Origin of the sequence: Sphingomonas sp. Leaf32, from assembly GCF_001421765.1 — a bacterium.
Taxonomy (GTDB): Bacteria; Pseudomonadota; Alphaproteobacteria; order Sphingomonadales; family Sphingomonadaceae; genus Sphingomonas.
Genome location: NZ_LMLA01000014.1, coordinates 1 through 15,562, shown reverse-complemented (window position 1 = coordinate 15,562; position 15,562 = coordinate 1). Strand labels below are relative to the sequence as shown.

General features: G+C 66.9%; 20 protein-coding genes. 8 read left to right on the top strand and 12 right to left on the bottom strand.

The features are described from left to right. Positions 1–4: 4 nt before the first annotated feature. From lptC to ASE83_RS17390, 3 genes are all read right to left on the bottom strand, one after another. Positions 5–643 (bottom strand): LPS export ABC transporter periplasmic protein LptC, encoded by a 639-nt coding sequence (gene lptC, locus ASE83_RS17400; protein WP_055784651.1) that lies wholly within the window; start codon positions 641–643, stop codon positions 5–7. Positions 644–652: 9 nt separating this feature from the next. Next, positions 653–1,273, bottom strand: a complete 621-nt coding sequence (locus ASE83_RS17395; RefSeq protein WP_055784649.1) for a ribonuclease D — start codon at positions 1,271–1,273, stop codon at positions 653–655. Between the two features lie 141 nt (positions 1,274–1,414). After that, a complete protein-coding gene (locus ASE83_RS17390) occupies positions 1,415–2,224 on the bottom strand; it encodes a TerC family protein (RefSeq protein WP_055784647.1) in 810 nt (269 codons plus the stop codon). Between the two features lie 207 nt (positions 2,225–2,431). Between ASE83_RS17390 and ASE83_RS19080 the strand changes: the two genes are divergently transcribed. Beyond that, positions 2,432–3,289 carry a cold-shock protein gene (locus ASE83_RS19080; RefSeq protein ID WP_055784645.1) on the top strand — a complete coding sequence of 286 codons (858 nt, stop codon included), beginning with the start codon at positions 2,432–2,434 and terminating at the stop codon, positions 3,287–3,289. A 77-nt stretch (positions 3,290–3,366) separates the two neighbouring features. Continuing rightward, the gene (locus ASE83_RS17380) at positions 3,367–3,723 is read left to right on the top strand and encodes a bleomycin resistance protein (protein ID WP_055784642.1); all 357 of its coding nucleotides are present in this window, start codon (positions 3,367–3,369) and stop codon (positions 3,721–3,723) included. A 454-nt stretch (positions 3,724–4,177) separates the two neighbouring features. Here the strand turns inward: ASE83_RS17380 and ASE83_RS17375 are convergent, their stop codons facing one another. Both ASE83_RS17375 and ASE83_RS17370 read right to left on the bottom strand, forming a co-directional pair. Then, positions 4,178–4,612, bottom strand: a complete 435-nt coding sequence (locus ASE83_RS17375) for a hypothetical protein (RefSeq protein ID WP_156353283.1) — start codon at positions 4,610–4,612, stop codon at positions 4,178–4,180. Further along, on the bottom strand, positions 4,609–5,538 hold the full coding sequence (locus tag ASE83_RS17370) for an acyl-CoA desaturase (RefSeq protein ID WP_055784636.1): 930 nt from the start codon (positions 5,536–5,538) through the stop codon (positions 4,609–4,611). Before ASE83_RS17370 ends, ASE83_RS17375 begins: the two co-directional genes overlap by 4 nt. 85 nt (positions 5,539–5,623) lie before the next feature. On the opposite strand from ASE83_RS17370, the gene ASE83_RS17365 reads away from it, so the two are divergent. From ASE83_RS17365 to ASE83_RS17355, 3 genes are read left to right on the top strand one after another with little or no spacing between them, the layout of a single operon-like run. Next, positions 5,624–5,944, top strand: coding sequence for a metalloregulator ArsR/SmtB family transcription factor (locus ASE83_RS17365; RefSeq protein ID WP_055784632.1), 321 nt, complete (start codon positions 5,624–5,626; stop codon positions 5,942–5,944). A gap of 36 nt (positions 5,945–5,980) precedes the next feature. Then, a complete protein-coding gene (locus ASE83_RS17360) occupies positions 5,981–6,931 on the top strand; it encodes a glutathione S-transferase family protein (RefSeq protein ID WP_055784629.1) in 951 nt (316 codons plus the stop codon). Positions 6,932–6,975: 44 nt separating this feature from the next. After that, a complete protein-coding gene (locus tag ASE83_RS17355; protein WP_055784937.1) occupies positions 6,976–7,776 on the top strand; it encodes a glutaminyl-peptide cyclotransferase in 801 nt (266 codons plus the stop codon). Positions 7,777–7,890: 114 nt separating this feature from the next. On the opposite strand, the gene ASE83_RS17350 is transcribed toward ASE83_RS17355, so the two are convergent. From ASE83_RS17350 to ASE83_RS17330, 5 genes are all read right to left on the bottom strand, one after another. Next, the gene (locus ASE83_RS17350) at positions 7,891–9,504 is read right to left on the bottom strand and encodes a cisplatin damage response ATP-dependent DNA ligase (RefSeq protein WP_055784626.1); all 1,614 of its coding nucleotides are present in this window, start codon (positions 9,502–9,504) and stop codon (positions 7,891–7,893) included. Positions 9,505–9,515: 11 nt separating this feature from the next. Further along, a complete protein-coding gene (locus tag ASE83_RS17345; protein ID WP_055784623.1) occupies positions 9,516–9,701 on the bottom strand; it encodes a DUF1328 family protein in 186 nt (61 codons plus the stop codon). A 150-nt stretch (positions 9,702–9,851) separates the two neighbouring features. Continuing rightward, positions 9,852–10,343, bottom strand: coding sequence for a Dps family protein (locus ASE83_RS17340; protein WP_055784619.1), 492 nt, complete (start codon positions 10,341–10,343; stop codon positions 9,852–9,854). A 107-nt stretch (positions 10,344–10,450) separates the two neighbouring features. Then, complete coding sequence (locus ASE83_RS17335) at positions 10,451–11,011, bottom strand: TMEM165/GDT1 family protein (RefSeq protein ID WP_055784616.1); 561 nt, start codon at positions 11,009–11,011, stop codon at positions 10,451–10,453. Between the two features lie 12 nt (positions 11,012–11,023). After that, positions 11,024–11,308, bottom strand: a complete 285-nt coding sequence (locus tag ASE83_RS17330) for a hypothetical protein (RefSeq protein ID WP_055784613.1) — start codon at positions 11,306–11,308, stop codon at positions 11,024–11,026. Positions 11,309–11,490: 182 nt separating this feature from the next. Between ASE83_RS17330 and rpmG the strand changes: the two genes are divergently transcribed. Then, positions 11,491–11,658, top strand: a complete 168-nt coding sequence (rpmG, locus tag ASE83_RS17325; RefSeq protein WP_055757016.1) for a 50S ribosomal protein L33 — start codon at positions 11,491–11,493, stop codon at positions 11,656–11,658. 240 nt (positions 11,659–11,898) lie between these two features. On the opposite strand, the gene ASE83_RS17320 is transcribed toward rpmG, so the two are convergent. Further along, a complete protein-coding gene (locus ASE83_RS17320) occupies positions 11,899–12,201 on the bottom strand; it encodes a hypothetical protein (protein ID WP_055784610.1) in 303 nt (100 codons plus the stop codon). 90 nt (positions 12,202–12,291) lie between these two features. Here ASE83_RS17320 and ASE83_RS17315 point away from each other — a divergent pair, with 90 nt between their 5' ends. After that, complete coding sequence (locus ASE83_RS17315; RefSeq protein ID WP_055784934.1) at positions 12,292–12,714, top strand: CBS domain-containing protein; 423 nt, start codon at positions 12,292–12,294, stop codon at positions 12,712–12,714. 193 nt (positions 12,715–12,907) lie between these two features. After that, on the top strand, positions 12,908–13,855 hold the full coding sequence (locus tag ASE83_RS17310) for a hypothetical protein (RefSeq protein WP_055784607.1): 948 nt from the start codon (positions 12,908–12,910) through the stop codon (positions 13,853–13,855). A 29-nt stretch (positions 13,856–13,884) separates the two neighbouring features. Here the strand turns inward: ASE83_RS17310 and ASE83_RS17305 are convergent, their stop codons facing one another. Next, positions 13,885–15,354 carry a lipopolysaccharide biosynthesis protein gene (locus ASE83_RS17305; RefSeq protein WP_055784604.1) on the bottom strand — a complete coding sequence of 490 codons (1,470 nt, stop codon included), beginning with the start codon at positions 15,352–15,354 and terminating at the stop codon, positions 13,885–13,887. Positions 15,355–15,562: the final 208 nt, after the last annotated feature.

Sequence of the window (15,562 nt, the reverse complement as noted above, 5' to 3'; positions counted from 1 at the left end):
GCGACTATTTCGTGCGTGCGGGGTCGATGCGCAAGCGCGCATTGCCGGTCAGCCGCACGGTGCGCGCTTCGAGATCGGCGTCGAGCCGGTCGCCGCTGAAATTGCCCATCGACGTGGTGCCGGTGACCGCGCTGCCGCTGTGCAGGCGGCGGGTCTTCAGGTCGACGGTCGCGTTGGTCGTGTCGAGCGCATAGCCATTGGCCGCGCGGAACTGGATCGGGCCCAGCACGTCGACCTGTTCGGAGCGCATGTCGTAGCGCCCGCGCGGTGCCGTGAGGCGGGCGGGGCCGTCGGGCAGGCGGATGCCGGCGGCCAGTTCCTGCAACTGCACCACCGGTTCGGCCGAGCTTTTCTGCACCGCCGAGCCGGCGTCGATGACGAAGGGTTGGCCCTTGGCATCCTGTCCGCGATATTCGGCGGCGCGCAGGCGCATCCGCTCCTGCGCGACATCGACCTTGTTCTTGTCGAGGACGAAGCTGGTATCGCCGCGCATGAACAGCGGCGCCATCACCAGAAACGCCGCCAGCACACCGATGGCGATCGGGAGCGCGACCATCAGCAGCGCGATCAGCCGGTCATGCCCACTGCCAGGCGCAGCGCGGCGCTGCCGACGCGTTCGTTCCTGGCGGGCGATGTCCGACATGACCGTCCCTTACATGTGCGCGAAGATATCGGTTTCCGGCCAGCCGGCGATGTCCAGCCGCGCGCGGTGCGGCAGGAAGTCGAAACAGGCCTGCGCCAGATCGGTCCGCCCTTCGCGATCGAGCCGCTTCGCCAGTTCCGCGCGCAGGGCGTGGAGGAAGCGGACGTCGGAGGCGGCATAGTCGCGCTGCGCGTCCGACAGGACCGGGCCGCCCCAGTCGGACGACTGCTGCTGCTTGGAGATGTCCTGCCCCAGCAGTTCGCGGACCAGCTCCTTCAGTCCGTGGCGGTCGGTATAGGTGCGCACCAGCCGCGAGGCGATCTTGGTGCAGAAGACGGGGGCGGCGACGACGCCCAGATAATATTCGATCGCCGCCAGGTCGAACCGGCCGAAATGATACAGCTTCACCCGCGTCGGGTCGGCCAGCACCGCCTTCAGGTTCGGCGCGGCATAGTCGCTGCCGGGGTTGAAGCGCACCAGATGCTGGTCCTCGCCCCCGTCCGACAACTGGACGACGCACAGCCGGTCGCGCGGGGTGATGAGGCCCATCGTCTCGGTATCGACGGCGATGTCGGCGCCGGCTGCGAAGACGTCGGCGGGCAGGTCTTCTTCGTGGAAATAAACGGTCATGGATTGCGCCTAGCGGTTGGAGCGGCGTTTGAAAATGCGCCGAGGCGCATTTTGCGGTACCGGCCCGCTCCCCCACCCGGCCATCCACAGCGTATCCTGATTGGGTGGCCGGGTGGGGGAGCGGGCCGGTACCGCCTCACTTTAAGCCTCGCGCTCAATGGCTTCGCGAGCGAGGCGTTTCTTCGTCCTCGACCGGCGCGAGGCGATGTTGAGCGTCTCCACGCCGGCGGAAAAGGCCATGGCAGCGTAGATATAGCCCTTGGGCACATGCACGCCGAACCCGTCGGCGATCAGCACCGCACCGATCATCAACAGGAATCCGAGCGCCAGCATGACCACGGTCGGATTGGCGTTGATGAAGCGCGCCAGCGGATCGGCGGCGACCAGCATGATGCCGACCGTCACGATGACGGCGGCCATCATGATCGGCACCTCGTCGGTCATGCCGACTGCCGTCAGGATCGAATCGATCGAAAACACCATGTCGAGCGCGACGATCTGCGCGATGGCCGATCCGAAGCTCAGCGCGACGCCGCCCTTCTTGTCGGGCGTATCGTCGGTCGCCTCTTCATCCATCGTGTGATGGATTTCCTTCGTCGCCTTCCACACCAGGAACAGTCCGCCGGCGATCAGGATCAGGTCGCGCCACGAAAAGGCGGTTTCGAAGGTCGGACGGCCATAGCCGTCGGGCGATCCCTGTATTCCCAGGTCGAACACCGGGTTGGTCAGCGAAACGATGAACGCGATCATCGACAGCAGCAGCAATCGCATGACCAGCGCCAGGCCGATCCCGATTCGCCGTGCCAGTTGCTGTTGATGCGCGGGCAGCTTGTTCGAGAGAATCGAGATGAAGATGAGGTTGTCGATACCGAGAACGACTTCGAGCACGACCAGCGTGAGAAAGGCGGCCCAGGCGGCGGGGTCGGCCAGCAGTGCGAAAATGGTATCCATGGGGCGAATCTGTGCCGCTTTCGCCACAATTGTACAAGGTTCGGGACGACGGGAAGCATTGTTGCGGCGAAATTGGTTTGGGCCTGCGGTGTTTTAGGCTATGGCAGGGAAGTGGCACCCGGTTTGGCGGTGCCCGGACACCTGCGTTTTTCGCTCGACGCTTGGGTTTACGATGAAGTTGGGCGAACCGGGAAGACGAACAGGGCAATGAGTTTCGATCGAGGACGGCGCGGCGAGCGCGGTGGGCGCGGCAGGGACAAGCGCGACGGTTTTGGTGACGAAGGTGGTGGCAGCAGCTTCGGCGGCGGCGGCGGCTTCGGCGGCGACCGTGGCGGCTTCGGCGGCGGCGGATTTGGCGGCGGCGGCTTCGGCGGCGGTGGCAGCAGCTACGGTGATCGTGGCGGCGGTGGCGGCTTCGGCGGCGGCGGTGGTTTCCGTGGCGGCGGTGGCGGCGGCTTCGGCGGCGGCGATCGTGGCGGCTTCGGTGGCGGCGGCGGCGGCGGTGGCCGCGGGATGCCCCCGCAGGTCGTCGGCGAGGCGACCGGCGTGGTCAAGTTCTTCAACGCGCAGAAGGGCTTCGGTTTCGTGGTCCGTGATGATGGCGGCGAAGACGTGTTCGTGCACATCTCGGCCGTCGAACAGGCCGGTCTGAGCGCGCTTGCCGAAGGGCAGCCGATGGGCTTCACCCTTGTCGATCGCGGCGGCCGCATTTCGGCGACCGACCTGAAGATCGACGGCGAGCCGATGGAAGTCACCGGCGGTGGCGCTCCGCGCGAACCGCGTGATGCCGGTCCGCGTGGCGGTGCCGGTGCAGGCGGCGGCTTCGGTGGCGGCCCGCAGCGGCAGCTGACCGGCGAACGCGCGAGCGGCGTCGTGAAGTTCTTCAACGCGATGAAGGGCTTCGGCTTCATCCAGCGCGACGATGGCCAGCCGGACGCGTTCGTCCACATCTCGGCCGTCGAGCGCGCAGGTCTGCCGACGCTCAACGAAGGCGACCGGCTCGAATTCGAGCTGGAAGTCGATCGTCGCGGCAAGCACGCAGCGGTGAACCTCAACAAGCTGTGAGGTTCTCGCTTCGGCGATGAATTGGAGGCCGGCTGTCCGATGGGATAGCCGGCCTCTTTTCGTTTGGGGAGAATGATATGGACCGGGCCACGCCGAACCTGCCGTCGCGCGATTTCACGGTGACGTCCGCCTTTTATGCCAGGCTCGGCTTCGTCGAGGGCTGGCGCGATGCGGGGTGGATGATCCTGACGCGCGGTGACCTGCAGCTCGAATTCTTCGCCTGGCCGGACTTCGACCCGACGACCAGCGGCTATGGCAGCTGCCTGCGGCTGAACGATGTCGATGCGTTTTATGCGGTGGCGCGGGCGGCAGGTGTGCCGGAGAAGGCCGAAGGCTTTCCGCGTTTGCAGCCGCCGGTCCCGCAGAACGGGTTGCGGATCGGGGCGTTGCTCGATCCCGATTGCTCGCTGCTGCGGTTGATCGGGGAGGGGTGAAGCGGCCGGCCGGCGTCGCCCCGGTACCGGTCGACATTCAGTCGTTGGACTGGGTCGCCCTCTTGGCCTCATGTCGCCACTTCCGCGCAGGCGGGAGTCCATATGCGCCAACCTCACCGGCAGAATCGAATCGGTAGCGGCTATGGATTCCCGCCTTCGCGGGAATGACGAACGTTCGTCGGCGGCGCTGAATGGCGATCGATCCTAGGATTGATCGACATTCACATCTGTGACGTGTTCCGGGGTCCACTTCGCGGCTCGCACTGTCTTGAGAAGCGTTGGCCGCACCGATCGCCACAACGTGGACCCCGGAACAAGTCCGGGGTGACGATAAATGGATGAATGTCGATCGGCTCTAGCATACCGCTTTTTGTGTGCGGACAGTTAACCCCGACGTTCGCCGGAAACTTGATTTCTGAGGCGGGTTGAGGCCATCGGTACCGAGCCGGCCTAGTCATGGCGGATAGGCAGCGCGGTGTGCGATCGATCCCGCGCACAGTCCGGCGAGGCAATAGCCAAGAAAGTCGAATGCTTCCTCAGGGGTGCTGACCCACGGGTCGCCAATGACGGCCATCACCGCGCCGATCAGCGCACCCGTCATCAGCCCGAAGCGCAGCGCGTCGCGGCGTTGCTGCTGCCCCGACACGATGGCGAAATGCCACAGTGGCAGGCCGATCAGCAGGCAGAACGGCATTGCGATACATGTTCCGACCACGATCACGAACAACGACTGCTGGAGCGACAGCCAAAGAGGGACAAGCTGGACCGGGCCATCGATCAAAGCACTACGCAGACCCCACAGGCTGACGACGACCACTACGCCTGTCACTGTGGCAACGACCAACGCCCCCAGGCGCAGGCATCCCGAAGGCGGCGGCGTTTCGCTCATGCCATCCGCTCCTGGGCTACCGCGCCCACCCCCACCCGCCGCAACCCGGCCCTCGGCGGCAGATGCGCCGGTTCGTTCAGCGCGCTGACCCAGCCGATCCGTCGGAGCGCCAGCAGCAGCCACCAGCCCGGATCATGCTGTCCCGGCAGAATCCCCAGCCGCGCCGATTCGGGGAAGGCGTGATGGTTGCCGTGCCATGCCTCGCCAAAGGTGAGGAGCGCGGCAGCGGGCAGGTCGTGGCCTTGTACGGCGGCACCGTCGATGACCCAGCCGGCGGGTCCGGTGCGATGGGTGATGTGGCCGACCAGCCAGTGGCCGATGACGCCGACCGCCACCCGGACGGGCACGCCCCAGACCAGCCACGGCAACCCGCCGATCGACCAGAACAGCAGCGCCCAGGGCAGTTGCTGCGCCATCCAGCTCGCCTCCAGCCAGCGCAGGAACCGGTCGTCGCGCAGATACGGTTCGGGCACGAAGCGCGGCGGATGGTCGAGGTCGAGCCGGCAGTGCATCTGCCACCACGCATCGCGCCAGGGCGGTGCGCGATGGGCGTGGAGCGGGTGGCAGGCGCTCTGGCGCTGTGCCCAGTCGCGCATGTCGTGGAGCCGGACCATGCCGAGCGGCCCGGCCATGCCGACCAGCGTGCCGAGATAGACGAGCAGCCGTTCGAGCCAGCGCGGCGCCACGAAGCTGCGATGGATCAGCAACCGGTGCAGCCCGACCGAATGACCCGCGCACAGCGTGATGCCGCTGGTGACGAGGAACAGCAGCACGCTGCCGATCGTGACGTGGAAGGGCGCGACGGCGAGCGCGGCCAGCGTCATGCCGCCGATCCACAGCGATCGCCCCGGCGCCCAGCGGACCCGCCCCTGAACCGCGCAACTGGTGTCGGTCGCCTTCATCCGCAACGTCGAACGATCGTTCATGCCGGACTCCCTTCGGTAATTAGGAAATAACCTAAATAACGAAGCATATTTGTCAAGCGGGCCGCGTGCGCCTATCTGTGGTCCCATGCAGCGCGTGTTCGAAGCATTGGCGTCGGTGCCCCGGCGCAAGATCCTGGCCTATCTGGCCCATGCGGAACTGAGCGCGGGGGAGATCGCGGCGCGGTTCGCGATGTCGAAGCCGTCGATTTCGCAGCATCTCTCGATCCTCGAATCGGCCGGGCTGGTCAGCAGCGAGAAGCGCGGGCAGTTCGTCTATTACCGGCTGGTGCCCGACAATCTGACCAACACGCTGAACGGGTTCGTGCAGGAAGTCTGCCCGGTCGCGCGGCCGCTCAAGCGCGAAAGCGCGGCGCGGCAGGGTGGCGGGAACCCCGACACGGCATAAGCGCGTTCACCGGCGACGACTGAAAAGGAATCGCTGATGGGAATGCTGCAGGACGGGATGTGGACCAATGATACGCCGGTCGCGCCGACCGACGCGTCGGGTAATTTCCAGCGGGCCGAAAGCGGGTTTCGCGACTGGCTGACGCGCGACGGCGCACCCGGCCCGGATGGGCAGGCGGGCGTTCCGGCGGCGGCGGATCGCTATCATCTCTATGTCAGCCTTGCCTGTCCGTGGGCGCATCGCACGTTGGTGGTCCGCGCGCTGAAAGGACTGGAGGCGATGCTGCCGGTGACGGTCGTCGGGCCGATCATGGGCGTGCAGGGGTGGAGTTTCGCTGACGCGTTCGGTGGGACGGGTGATCCGGTGAACGGCGTCGATCACCTGCATCAGCTCTATAGCATGGCCCAGCCGGGGATGACGGGGAAGGTCACCGTGCCGGTGCTGTGGGACAAACAGGAGCGGCGGATCGTGAACAACGAATCGTCGGAGATCCTGCGGATGCTCAACACCGCGTTCGACGATTTGGGCGCGACGCCGGGCGATTTCTACCCGGCCGCGTTGCGCGACGACATCGATGCGGTGAACGCGCGGGTCTATGAAACCGTCAACAACGGCGTGTACCGCGCCGGTTTCGCGACGACCCAGGCGGCGTATGACAAGGCGGTGGCGGCGTTGTTCGACTCGCTCGACTGGCTGGAGGATCGGCTGACCGGCGACTGGCTGGTCGGCGACCGGCTGACCGAGGCGGATATTCGCCTGTTCACGACGCTGGTGCGGTTCGATCCGGTCTATCACGGGCATTTCAAGTGCAATATCCGCCGGCTAGTCGATTACCCCCGGCTGCGCGCGCTGACCGAACGGATCGCGGCACTGCCGGGCGTTGCGGACACGATCGATCTCGACCAGATCAAGGCGCACTATTATCGCAGCCACAAGGACATCAATCCGACCGGTATCGTACCGGCCGGGCCGGCGGTGCCGTTCTGAGCGGTTCAGCCGGCGGCAAGCATGGGGCGAGGAAGAAGATGCGCATGATCCGCTGGACACTGCCGTGGAGCCTCGCGCTCGCCACCACCGCCGCCGTCGCCCAGACCGGCGCGCCGCCCGCCGCGCACGTACCGGTCCCGGTCGAGGCGATCGGCGCGCGGATCGTCGCGCGATACCCGCATGACCGCACCGCCTTCACCCAGGGGCTGGTGTGGCAGGACGGCAGCCTGTTCGAGAGCACCGGCCAGCCGGGCGTTTCCGACGTGCGCCGGGTCCGGCTGAGCGATGGCAAGGTGCTGGCGCGCACGAAACTGCCGGGATTGCAGTTCGGCGAGGGGCTGGCGGTCGATGGCAAGCAGATGGTCAGCATCACGTGGCAGGATGGGATCGCGCATCGCTGGGATATGAAGACGCTGAAGGCGGTCGGTCGCGCGCGCTATCCGGGCGAGGGCTGGGGGCTGGCGAGCGACGGCCGTTCGCTGATCCTGTCGGACGGGACGCCGACGCTGCGCTTCATGGATCCGAAGACGTTCAAGGAAACGCGGCGGGTGACGATCACCGCCAATGGCCGGCCGGTGCATAACCTCAACGAGCTGGAGATGATCGACGGCAAGCTGTGGGGCAATATCTGGCACCGCGATTATATCGTGCGGATCGACCCGGCGACCGGGGAGGTCGATGCGCTGGTCGACCTGGCCCCCTTGCGCGCCGAACTGGGGCCGCTCGATCCGGAGGCGGTGCTGAACGGCATTGCGTGGGATGCGGCGGGCAAGCGGTTGTTCGTTACCGGCAAATGGTGGCCGACGCTGTTCGAGATCGCGTTGGAGCCGGTGCCGCAGAACTAAGCGTATCCCCGCGCAGGCGGGGATTCAGGGTGCGAACGGTCGACGGTTTTGCTTGGCTCTGGACCCCCGCCTGCGCGGGGGTACGGTTCGTTTGGGTGGGCGGGTCGGCTCAGCTCAGCTCACCAGCTTCAGCAGCGTGGCGATCTGGTCCGCTTCCGTCGCCGGCTTGTCGGTGCGGATGCGGCTGATGCGGGGGAAGCGCATGGCGACGCCTGATTTGTGGCGTTTCGACGCATGGATCGAATCGAACGCGACTTCGAACACCAGTGTCTTTTCGACCTCACGTACCGGGCCGAAGCGGTTGGTTGTATGCTGGCGGACGAAGCGGTCGAGGTCCTTCAGCTCGGCATCGGTGAAGCCGGAATAAGCCTTGCCGACCGGCAGCAACTCGCCGCCCTCGGCCGGGTCGGCGGTCCAGCAGCCAAAGGTGTAGTCGGAATAGAAGGACGATCGTTTGCCGCTGCCGCGCTGGGCGTACATCATCACGCAATCGGCGACGAGCGGATCGCGTTTCCATTTATACCACAGCCCTACCCGCCGCCCGGCGACATAGGGAGAGTCGCGGCGTTTGAGCATGACCCCCTCGATTGCCGAATCGCGCGCGCGGCTGCGGATGTCGGCCAGCTCGGCAAAATCGGCGGCGTCGATCAGGCGGGACAGGTCGAAGGTCGTCGGGTCCAGTGTGGGCACGAACGCTTCCAACCGGGTGCGGCGTTCGTGCCACGGGCGCTCGCGCAGGTCTTCGTTGCCGTCGAACAGGATGTCGTAGAGGCGGACGAAGGCGGGAAAGTCGGCCAGCATCGCCTTCGACACGATCTTCCGCCCCAGCCGCTGTTGCAGCGCGTTGAAGCTGGCCGCGCCGGTATCGTCGGCATGGAGCGCATCGCCCTGGCCAACCCCGCGGACCAGTAATTCGCCGTCGAGCACGCCGGGCGTGCGGAAGGCGGCGGCGACTTCGGGAAAGGCGGCGGTAATGTCGTCGCCCGCGCGGCTGTACAGCCGGGTTTCGCCGCCGACATGGACCAGCTGGACCCGGATGCCGTCCCATTTCCATTCGGCGGCATAGTCGGCAAGGTCGACGATGCCGTCGTCGAGGGGGTGGGCCAGCATGAACGGGCGGAACACCGGCAGGTCGGCGGCGTGCGGCTGTTCGGCGCGCCCCTCCGCCCAGTCGAACAGCTCGGCATAGGGCGGGGCGAGGCCGTGCCACACCTCCTCCACCGCATCGACGTCGAGGCCGAACGCCTGTGCCAGCGCGGTCTTGGCGAGGCGCGCGGAGACGCCGACGCGCAGGCCGCCGGTCGCGAGCTTGAGCAGGGCGAAGCGTTCGTCCGATTCGAGACGGTCGAGCATATCGGCCAGCGCACGCGGCGCATCGGAACGCGACAGGTGGCCCAAGCGCGTCACCACCGTATCGAGGGTCAGCGGATCGGCGTCGGTCACCGTACCGGGCGGCGGTTCGGGCCACAGCAAGGCGACGGTTTCCGCCGTATCGCCGACGAAATCGCGGCTCATCGCGAATAGCACCGGATCGGTCCGTTCGGTGATGAGCGCGCGGATCGCGGCGGACTTGACCGCCGGCAGGTCGAGATCGCCGGTCAGCGCGGCGATCGCCCAGCCGCGATCGGGATCGGGCGTGTCGCGCAGATAGGTGCCGATCAGCGCCAGCTTGGCATTGCGCGACCGGGTATAGATCAGGCGATCGAGCAGATCGGCAAAGGCGCGCATCGCTGGCGAGCCTAGTCGATGGCGCGCTTCACGCCACGCCCGGCGAGCAGTCCCAGCACCAGCAGCACCGCGAAGATCGCGATGGCGACGAAGAACAGGATTTTCGCGATGCCGACGAACGCGCCGCCGATACCGCCAAAGCCCAATGCGCCGAGCACCAGACCCAGCACGAGAAACATCACGGCCCATTTCAACATGTCGTTGTTCCCGTTCGTATGGGCAGGATTGCCCCGTCCGTACAGGAGCGCGCGGGGGCGGTCGCGGTTCCGGATTCGTCGCCCTCGCAGCGAAAAGCCCGCCGGTGCGATAAGGCACCGGCGGGCTTTTCGTAGGTCGGCGGCAGGGAATCAGCCCTTGCGCGCGGTTTCGAACAGGAACCAGGCGCGTTCCTCGGCCTGATCGATCCAGTCGTCGGCGAGGCTGCTGGTCGCGGTGTCGCCGGCTGCCTCGGCGGCTTCGCGGGCTTCGCGCAGCCGCTCGACCAGCTTCAGATTGTCGTCGCGCAGCTCGGCGAGCATGTCGTCGGGCTTCACGAACTCCTTGTCATTGTCCTTGATCGCAGTGCGCCGCGCGATGTCGCCGATCGAGCGCAACGAGGTGTTGCCGGTCTTGCGCACGCGTTCGGCGATCACGTCGGTGACCGCCAGGATCTGCGCGGCCTGATCGTCGAGCATCAGGTGATAGTCGCGGAAATGCGGGCCGGAGACGTGCCAGTGGAAGTTCTTGGTCTTCAGATACAAAGTGAAGCAGTCGGCGAGGGCAGCGTTCAGGCCGTCGGCGACGCTCGCGACCTTATTGTTGGGCAGGTCGGTCGGCGTGTCGAGCGCAGGGTTGGTCACGAGGGTTTCTCCGGCAGGATATGATTCGGTTCAGCAACGATCGCGGTGCCGAATCTTTCCCGTTTTCCCCAAGCGAAAATTCCGGTCGGAACGATCGATTCGCTGGATCAAAGCAGGCGCAATGCGCCCAGACCAATGATGGCGCCGCTCAGCAGCAACAGTCCCGCCGTCACCGGCCGGACCACGCGAAACGGCAGCGCCTGCCAGCCACGTTCGCCCAGCGTCGCGGCGGCGGCGGACAGGGCGATTGCTGCCAGCGTCGCGCCGATGGTGCCCGCCACCGGATCGGGCGTGCGCGCAACCAGTGCGAAGACGAGGAACTGTCCGCGATCCCCCAGCGCGAGGATGCCGAGGCCGAGAAAGCCGGTCAGCCAGCCGGGCAGCCGCCAATGGTCGAGCCGGTCCTTGATCCGCGCGGCGAACAGCGCCGACCCGCCGGCCGACAACAGCGCGAGGGCGAGCAACAGGCCGCGCGCATTGGGCGAGAGGTGCGGGGCGACCAGCGTCCCGGCCACGGCGGCGAGCGCGAACCCGATCGCCTGCGCGACCACGCCGCCGATCGTGGCCGCCGATCCGTGCCGATCGGCAAGGATCGCGGTCAGCAACGCCGGGCGATCGCCGACCCCCGCCAGCAGGACCGCGACCAGCGCGGGAACGAGCGGGTCCATCCGTTCGCAGGATCAGCCGGCGAGACGTACCGAACAGGCGGCGGCATAGGCCTGCGCGGTCGCGACGTCGCTGCGCCCGCAGCGTACCGCATCGCGGGCGAGCGCGGTCCATTCGCCGAGCGAGGCACGTTCGCCGCGTGCGATGGCAGCATCGACCAGCGCCAGGACCGACAGCGCGGGCAGGCTGGATTCGGCAGTGGCGATGGCGCGAATCGCCTCGATCTCGGCGAACGGATGGGCATGGCCGCCCAACGTCATCGCCCGCTCCGCATCGATATGCACCGACTCGATCCGCATCGCCGCCTCTCCAACCATTTGAATCGTAACCTGCACCCCAGAGGTTACGTTCCGGTGAAGGCGTCCGGCCTTGACTCATGCACCGTATTGCCCCATGCGCCCCCAACTTGCAGCAGCCCGCGTCGTGGCGGGTCGCTTTCCATTGTCATTTGCGGGCGTCATGCCCAAGGGAATTTTGGGTCATGGCAAAGCCGACCACCGTCAAGATCAAGCTCGTCAGCTCGGCCGATACCGGCTTCTTCTATGTCACCAAGAAGAACCCGCGCAACCAGACCGAGAAGCTGACCTTCCGTAAGTATGACCCGGTCGTGCGCAAGCATGTCGAGTTCAAGGAAGCGAAGATCAAGTAAGCGCGTCCGGCCCGTACTGGGGCCGGTTCGTTCGTCAAAACCCGCCGGGGGCCGACAGGGCGCCCGGCGGGTTTTGCGTTTTGGCGGTTTGCGGACGCCTTCCTTGATCGTCACCCCGGACTTGATCCGGGGTCCCGCTTTGTACCGACCGCAGAAGAAGCGGGACCCCGGGTCAAGCCCGGGGTGACGGAGGGGTGGGTAGTCGTGCTGGGCCGGACCGAGGTTTCCGACCAGCGCCACCTACCCTCGCGGATCGCGCCCCGGATCGCGATCGGCATTGAACGCATCGACCGCGGCGTCATGGCCCGATCCGTTGCTGAGAAACACCAGCGCCATCAATGCGCCGCCCAGCATCACCGATCCGCCGACCCCGCCCAGCGTGGCAGCGGCGATGATCCAGTTCATCGACCCGATCCACCACCAGATGCCGCCGAGCGCCACCAGCGCGGCCGCGACCGATACGCCGGCCATGATCTTGAGCAGCCAGCGAAAGCGCGCCCAGGCGAACGCGGCATAGTCGGGGTCGTCCAGATCGTTCGCCATGGCTTTTCAATGCGCCCGAAGCGTGAGATTCTCAAGGCCATGGACGCGATGCGGGAGGGAACCGCTGCGCCGGAGCACAAGGAGAGAGCGATGACGATCGCAGCGATTTCGGGCGGACGCGATGTGGTGTCGGTGGGCGCCGACATGCCGGTGCGCGAGGTGGTGGCGCTGCTGACGCGGCACCGCATCGGCGCGGTGCCGGTGCTGGTGGAGGGCAAGGTCGCCGGCATCTTTTCGGAACGCGACGTGGTGCACGCGCTGGTCGAGGTCGGTGCGGCGGTGCTGGACATGGCGGTCGGCGAACGGATGAGCAGCCCGGTGGTCACGGTGCCGCCCGGCGCGTCGATCCTGGGCGCGCTGTCGCTGATGACGCAGCGGCGCATCCGCCACCTGCCGGTCGTCGAGGGCGAGGCGCTGGTCGGGTTCGTGTCGATCGGCGATCTGGTCAAGCACCGCATCGACGGGATCGAGGCGGAGGCGAACGCGATGCGGACCTATATCCAGCAGGCGTGAGAATCTGTTGTAAACGTGCCGAAGCACGTTTGCGGCACCGGCCCGCTCCCCCGCCCGGCCACCCACACGGTATCTTCGATGGGTGGCCGGGCGGGGGAGCGGGCCGGTGCCGCCTCAAAGCTCGCCCTCCGGCGAGTTTTCAGACTGGCCCCGCGTTGACCGGTAATTAAGGCGACGGCAGTACAGCGGCATCATGGCTTCTCCCTCGCTCGCCGAGCATCTCAACTGGCACGTCAAGCAACGGCTGCACCGCCGGCTGGCGCGGCGGGTGCTGCAGACCCCGCCGATCCCGCGCAGCGACGACGGCGTCATCCTGTTCTCGATGATCGGGTCGGCGGTGTTGCTGCCCTATCTGGTCACGGTGAAGTCGCTGCGGCACCAGTTGGGCCGGGGGCGGGCGGTGATCCTCGACGACGGGACATTGACCGCCGGCGACAAGGCGGTGCTGGCGCATCACCTGAACGACCCGCGCATCATCCTGATCGACGATGTCGATACCGGGCCATGCCCGCGCGGGGGGACGTGGGAGCGGTTGCTGACCATTCTCGACCTGCGCGCCGATTCCTATGTGATCCAGGCCGACTCGGACACGGTGACGCTGGGCGATGTGGCGGAGGTCCGTGAGGCGATCGATGCCGGACGCGATTTCACGCTGCGCGGGGAGGCAAGCGCCGAACTCCGTGCCGTAGCTGACCTTGCCCGCGATGCGGCCGGGGTCGATCCGCGCGGGGCCGGGCTGCATGTGCAGGACGCGGCGGAGGCGGCGATCGGATCGGTCGCGCTGTCGGGATATGAATCGCTGCGCTATGTCCGGGGCTGTGCGGGCTTTGCCGGTTTCGCGCCGGGGGGCCATGGGCGGGCGCTGGCCGAAGCGCTGTCGCTGGCGATGGACGACGCGATCGGTCGCGAAAGCTGGTCGCGCTGGGGCAGCGAGCAGGTGACGTCGAACTTCGTGGTCGCCAACGGCCACGACCCGCTGCTGCTGCCCTATGATCGCTATCTGAACTTCTGGAATGCGGCACTGTTCGGCCGGGCACGCTTTGCGACCGACCCGGCGTTCGTCCACTTCATCGGTACCTATCGCTTCCACGGCGATGCCTATCTGGCGGCGACCCGCACGGCGATCGACCGGCTGGGTTAGATCGCCTTCCGATCTGATCGGAAGGCGATCTAGGCGCGCCGCAGCATCGCCCAGGCGTCGAGGACGGTGCTGCGGGCGAAGATCCACAGGCTACCGGCATAGACCGCGCCGCCGACCGCGACCGACAGCGCCAGCATCGGCACCGGCGACAGCGGCCCTGCGGCATGGGCGGCGAGCGTGACCGCCGCCGCCATCGCCGCGCCCGCCCCGAACGCCGGCGCGACGGCGCGCGCGAAGCTGCCCGCCGACAGTCCGATCACCGGCAACGCCCGTGCCGCGACGATCGCCAGCAACAGCGGATGCGCGACGATCCACGCACCCGCCACGCCCTCGATCCCGAACCGCGCGCCGATCAGGAAGGCGATCGGCAGGATGATCGCGCCGATTGCGGTCGTGCCTGCCGTGGTGCCGGGCTTGCCCAGCGCGTCGACGGCGGGGGGAAAGAGCGCCTGCAAGGTCATGAACGGCATAGCGAGACCGAGCAGCGCGACCAGGGGCGCGGCATCCGACCATTTCGGCCCGAGGGCGATGGCCACCGCCGGCTGCGCCGTTACCGCCAGGCCGATGAAGAACGGCACCGCGATCAGCATCAGCACCCGTACCGACCGCACGAACCCCTGGGCGATGGCCGCCGGATCGTCGCGCATCCGGGCATAGGCCGAAAAGGCGACCTCGTTGATCGGCGGCACGACCTTGTTGGTGAAGATCTGCGTCAGGAACAGCGCGGTGGTGTAGATGCCGACCGCATGCGCATCGAAGAACCGCCCGGCGACGAGGATGTCGGCCTGGCTTTGCGCAAAGTTCAGCAGGCTCGCCCCCGCGACGATCCCGCCATAGCGGGCAAGATGTCCGGCACCGCGAAAGTCGAAGCTCGGCCACATCCACGCCCGTGCCGCGATCATCAGCCCGACCGCGCGCGTGACGAACGTCGTCGCGGGCGCCAGCACCAGCGTCCAGACGTCGAGACCCGCATAGGCCCCGCCGATCGCCGCCAGTGCGCCGGCCAGTGACGACAGCAGGTTGACCTGCGCCTGCCGATGGAAATCCATCCGACGCGCCAACAGTGCATAGGCAAAGGAACTGAACGGCGTGGTGAGGTACAGCAACGCCTGTACCCGCAACAGGTCGGCGACGAACGGTTCGCGATAATAGGCGGCGGCCAGTGGCGCGAGCGCGAACTGCAAGCCCCCCAACATGACGTTGAGGACGAGCAGCATACCAAAGACCTGCCGCTGTTCGCGGACGGACACCTCGCCATGCTGGATCAGCGCATTGGCCAGGCCATGGCCGTTCAGCATGTTGAGCAGCAACAGCACGACGCCCGTCATCGCGACCATGCCATAGTCGCCCGGCGTCAGCAGTCGGATGACCAGAAAGGTCGATGCCCACGACACGATCTGCCCGACGATCTGGCTCCCCGACCGCCAGATGACGGCGCGCCGCACCTGCTTTCCGAGCGGTTCGGCGGCGGCGCGGGCTGATTCGGCAGGGGTTTCCATCAGGCCACCTTGTAACCCCATGGATTGAGGGGGTGTAAACCCAAGGATTTCCGCCGATCTGCAACTTTCTCGAAACAAAATTGCAAAAAGCCGTTGACGGTTCGGAAGACCCCCCGTAGAGGGCTGTTCACCGGACGGGGCGAGTTGCTCGCTTCTACGGGGACACTGAAAAGGCGAAGCGGGCGCCCTTCCAAAAGAGGGGTAGCGA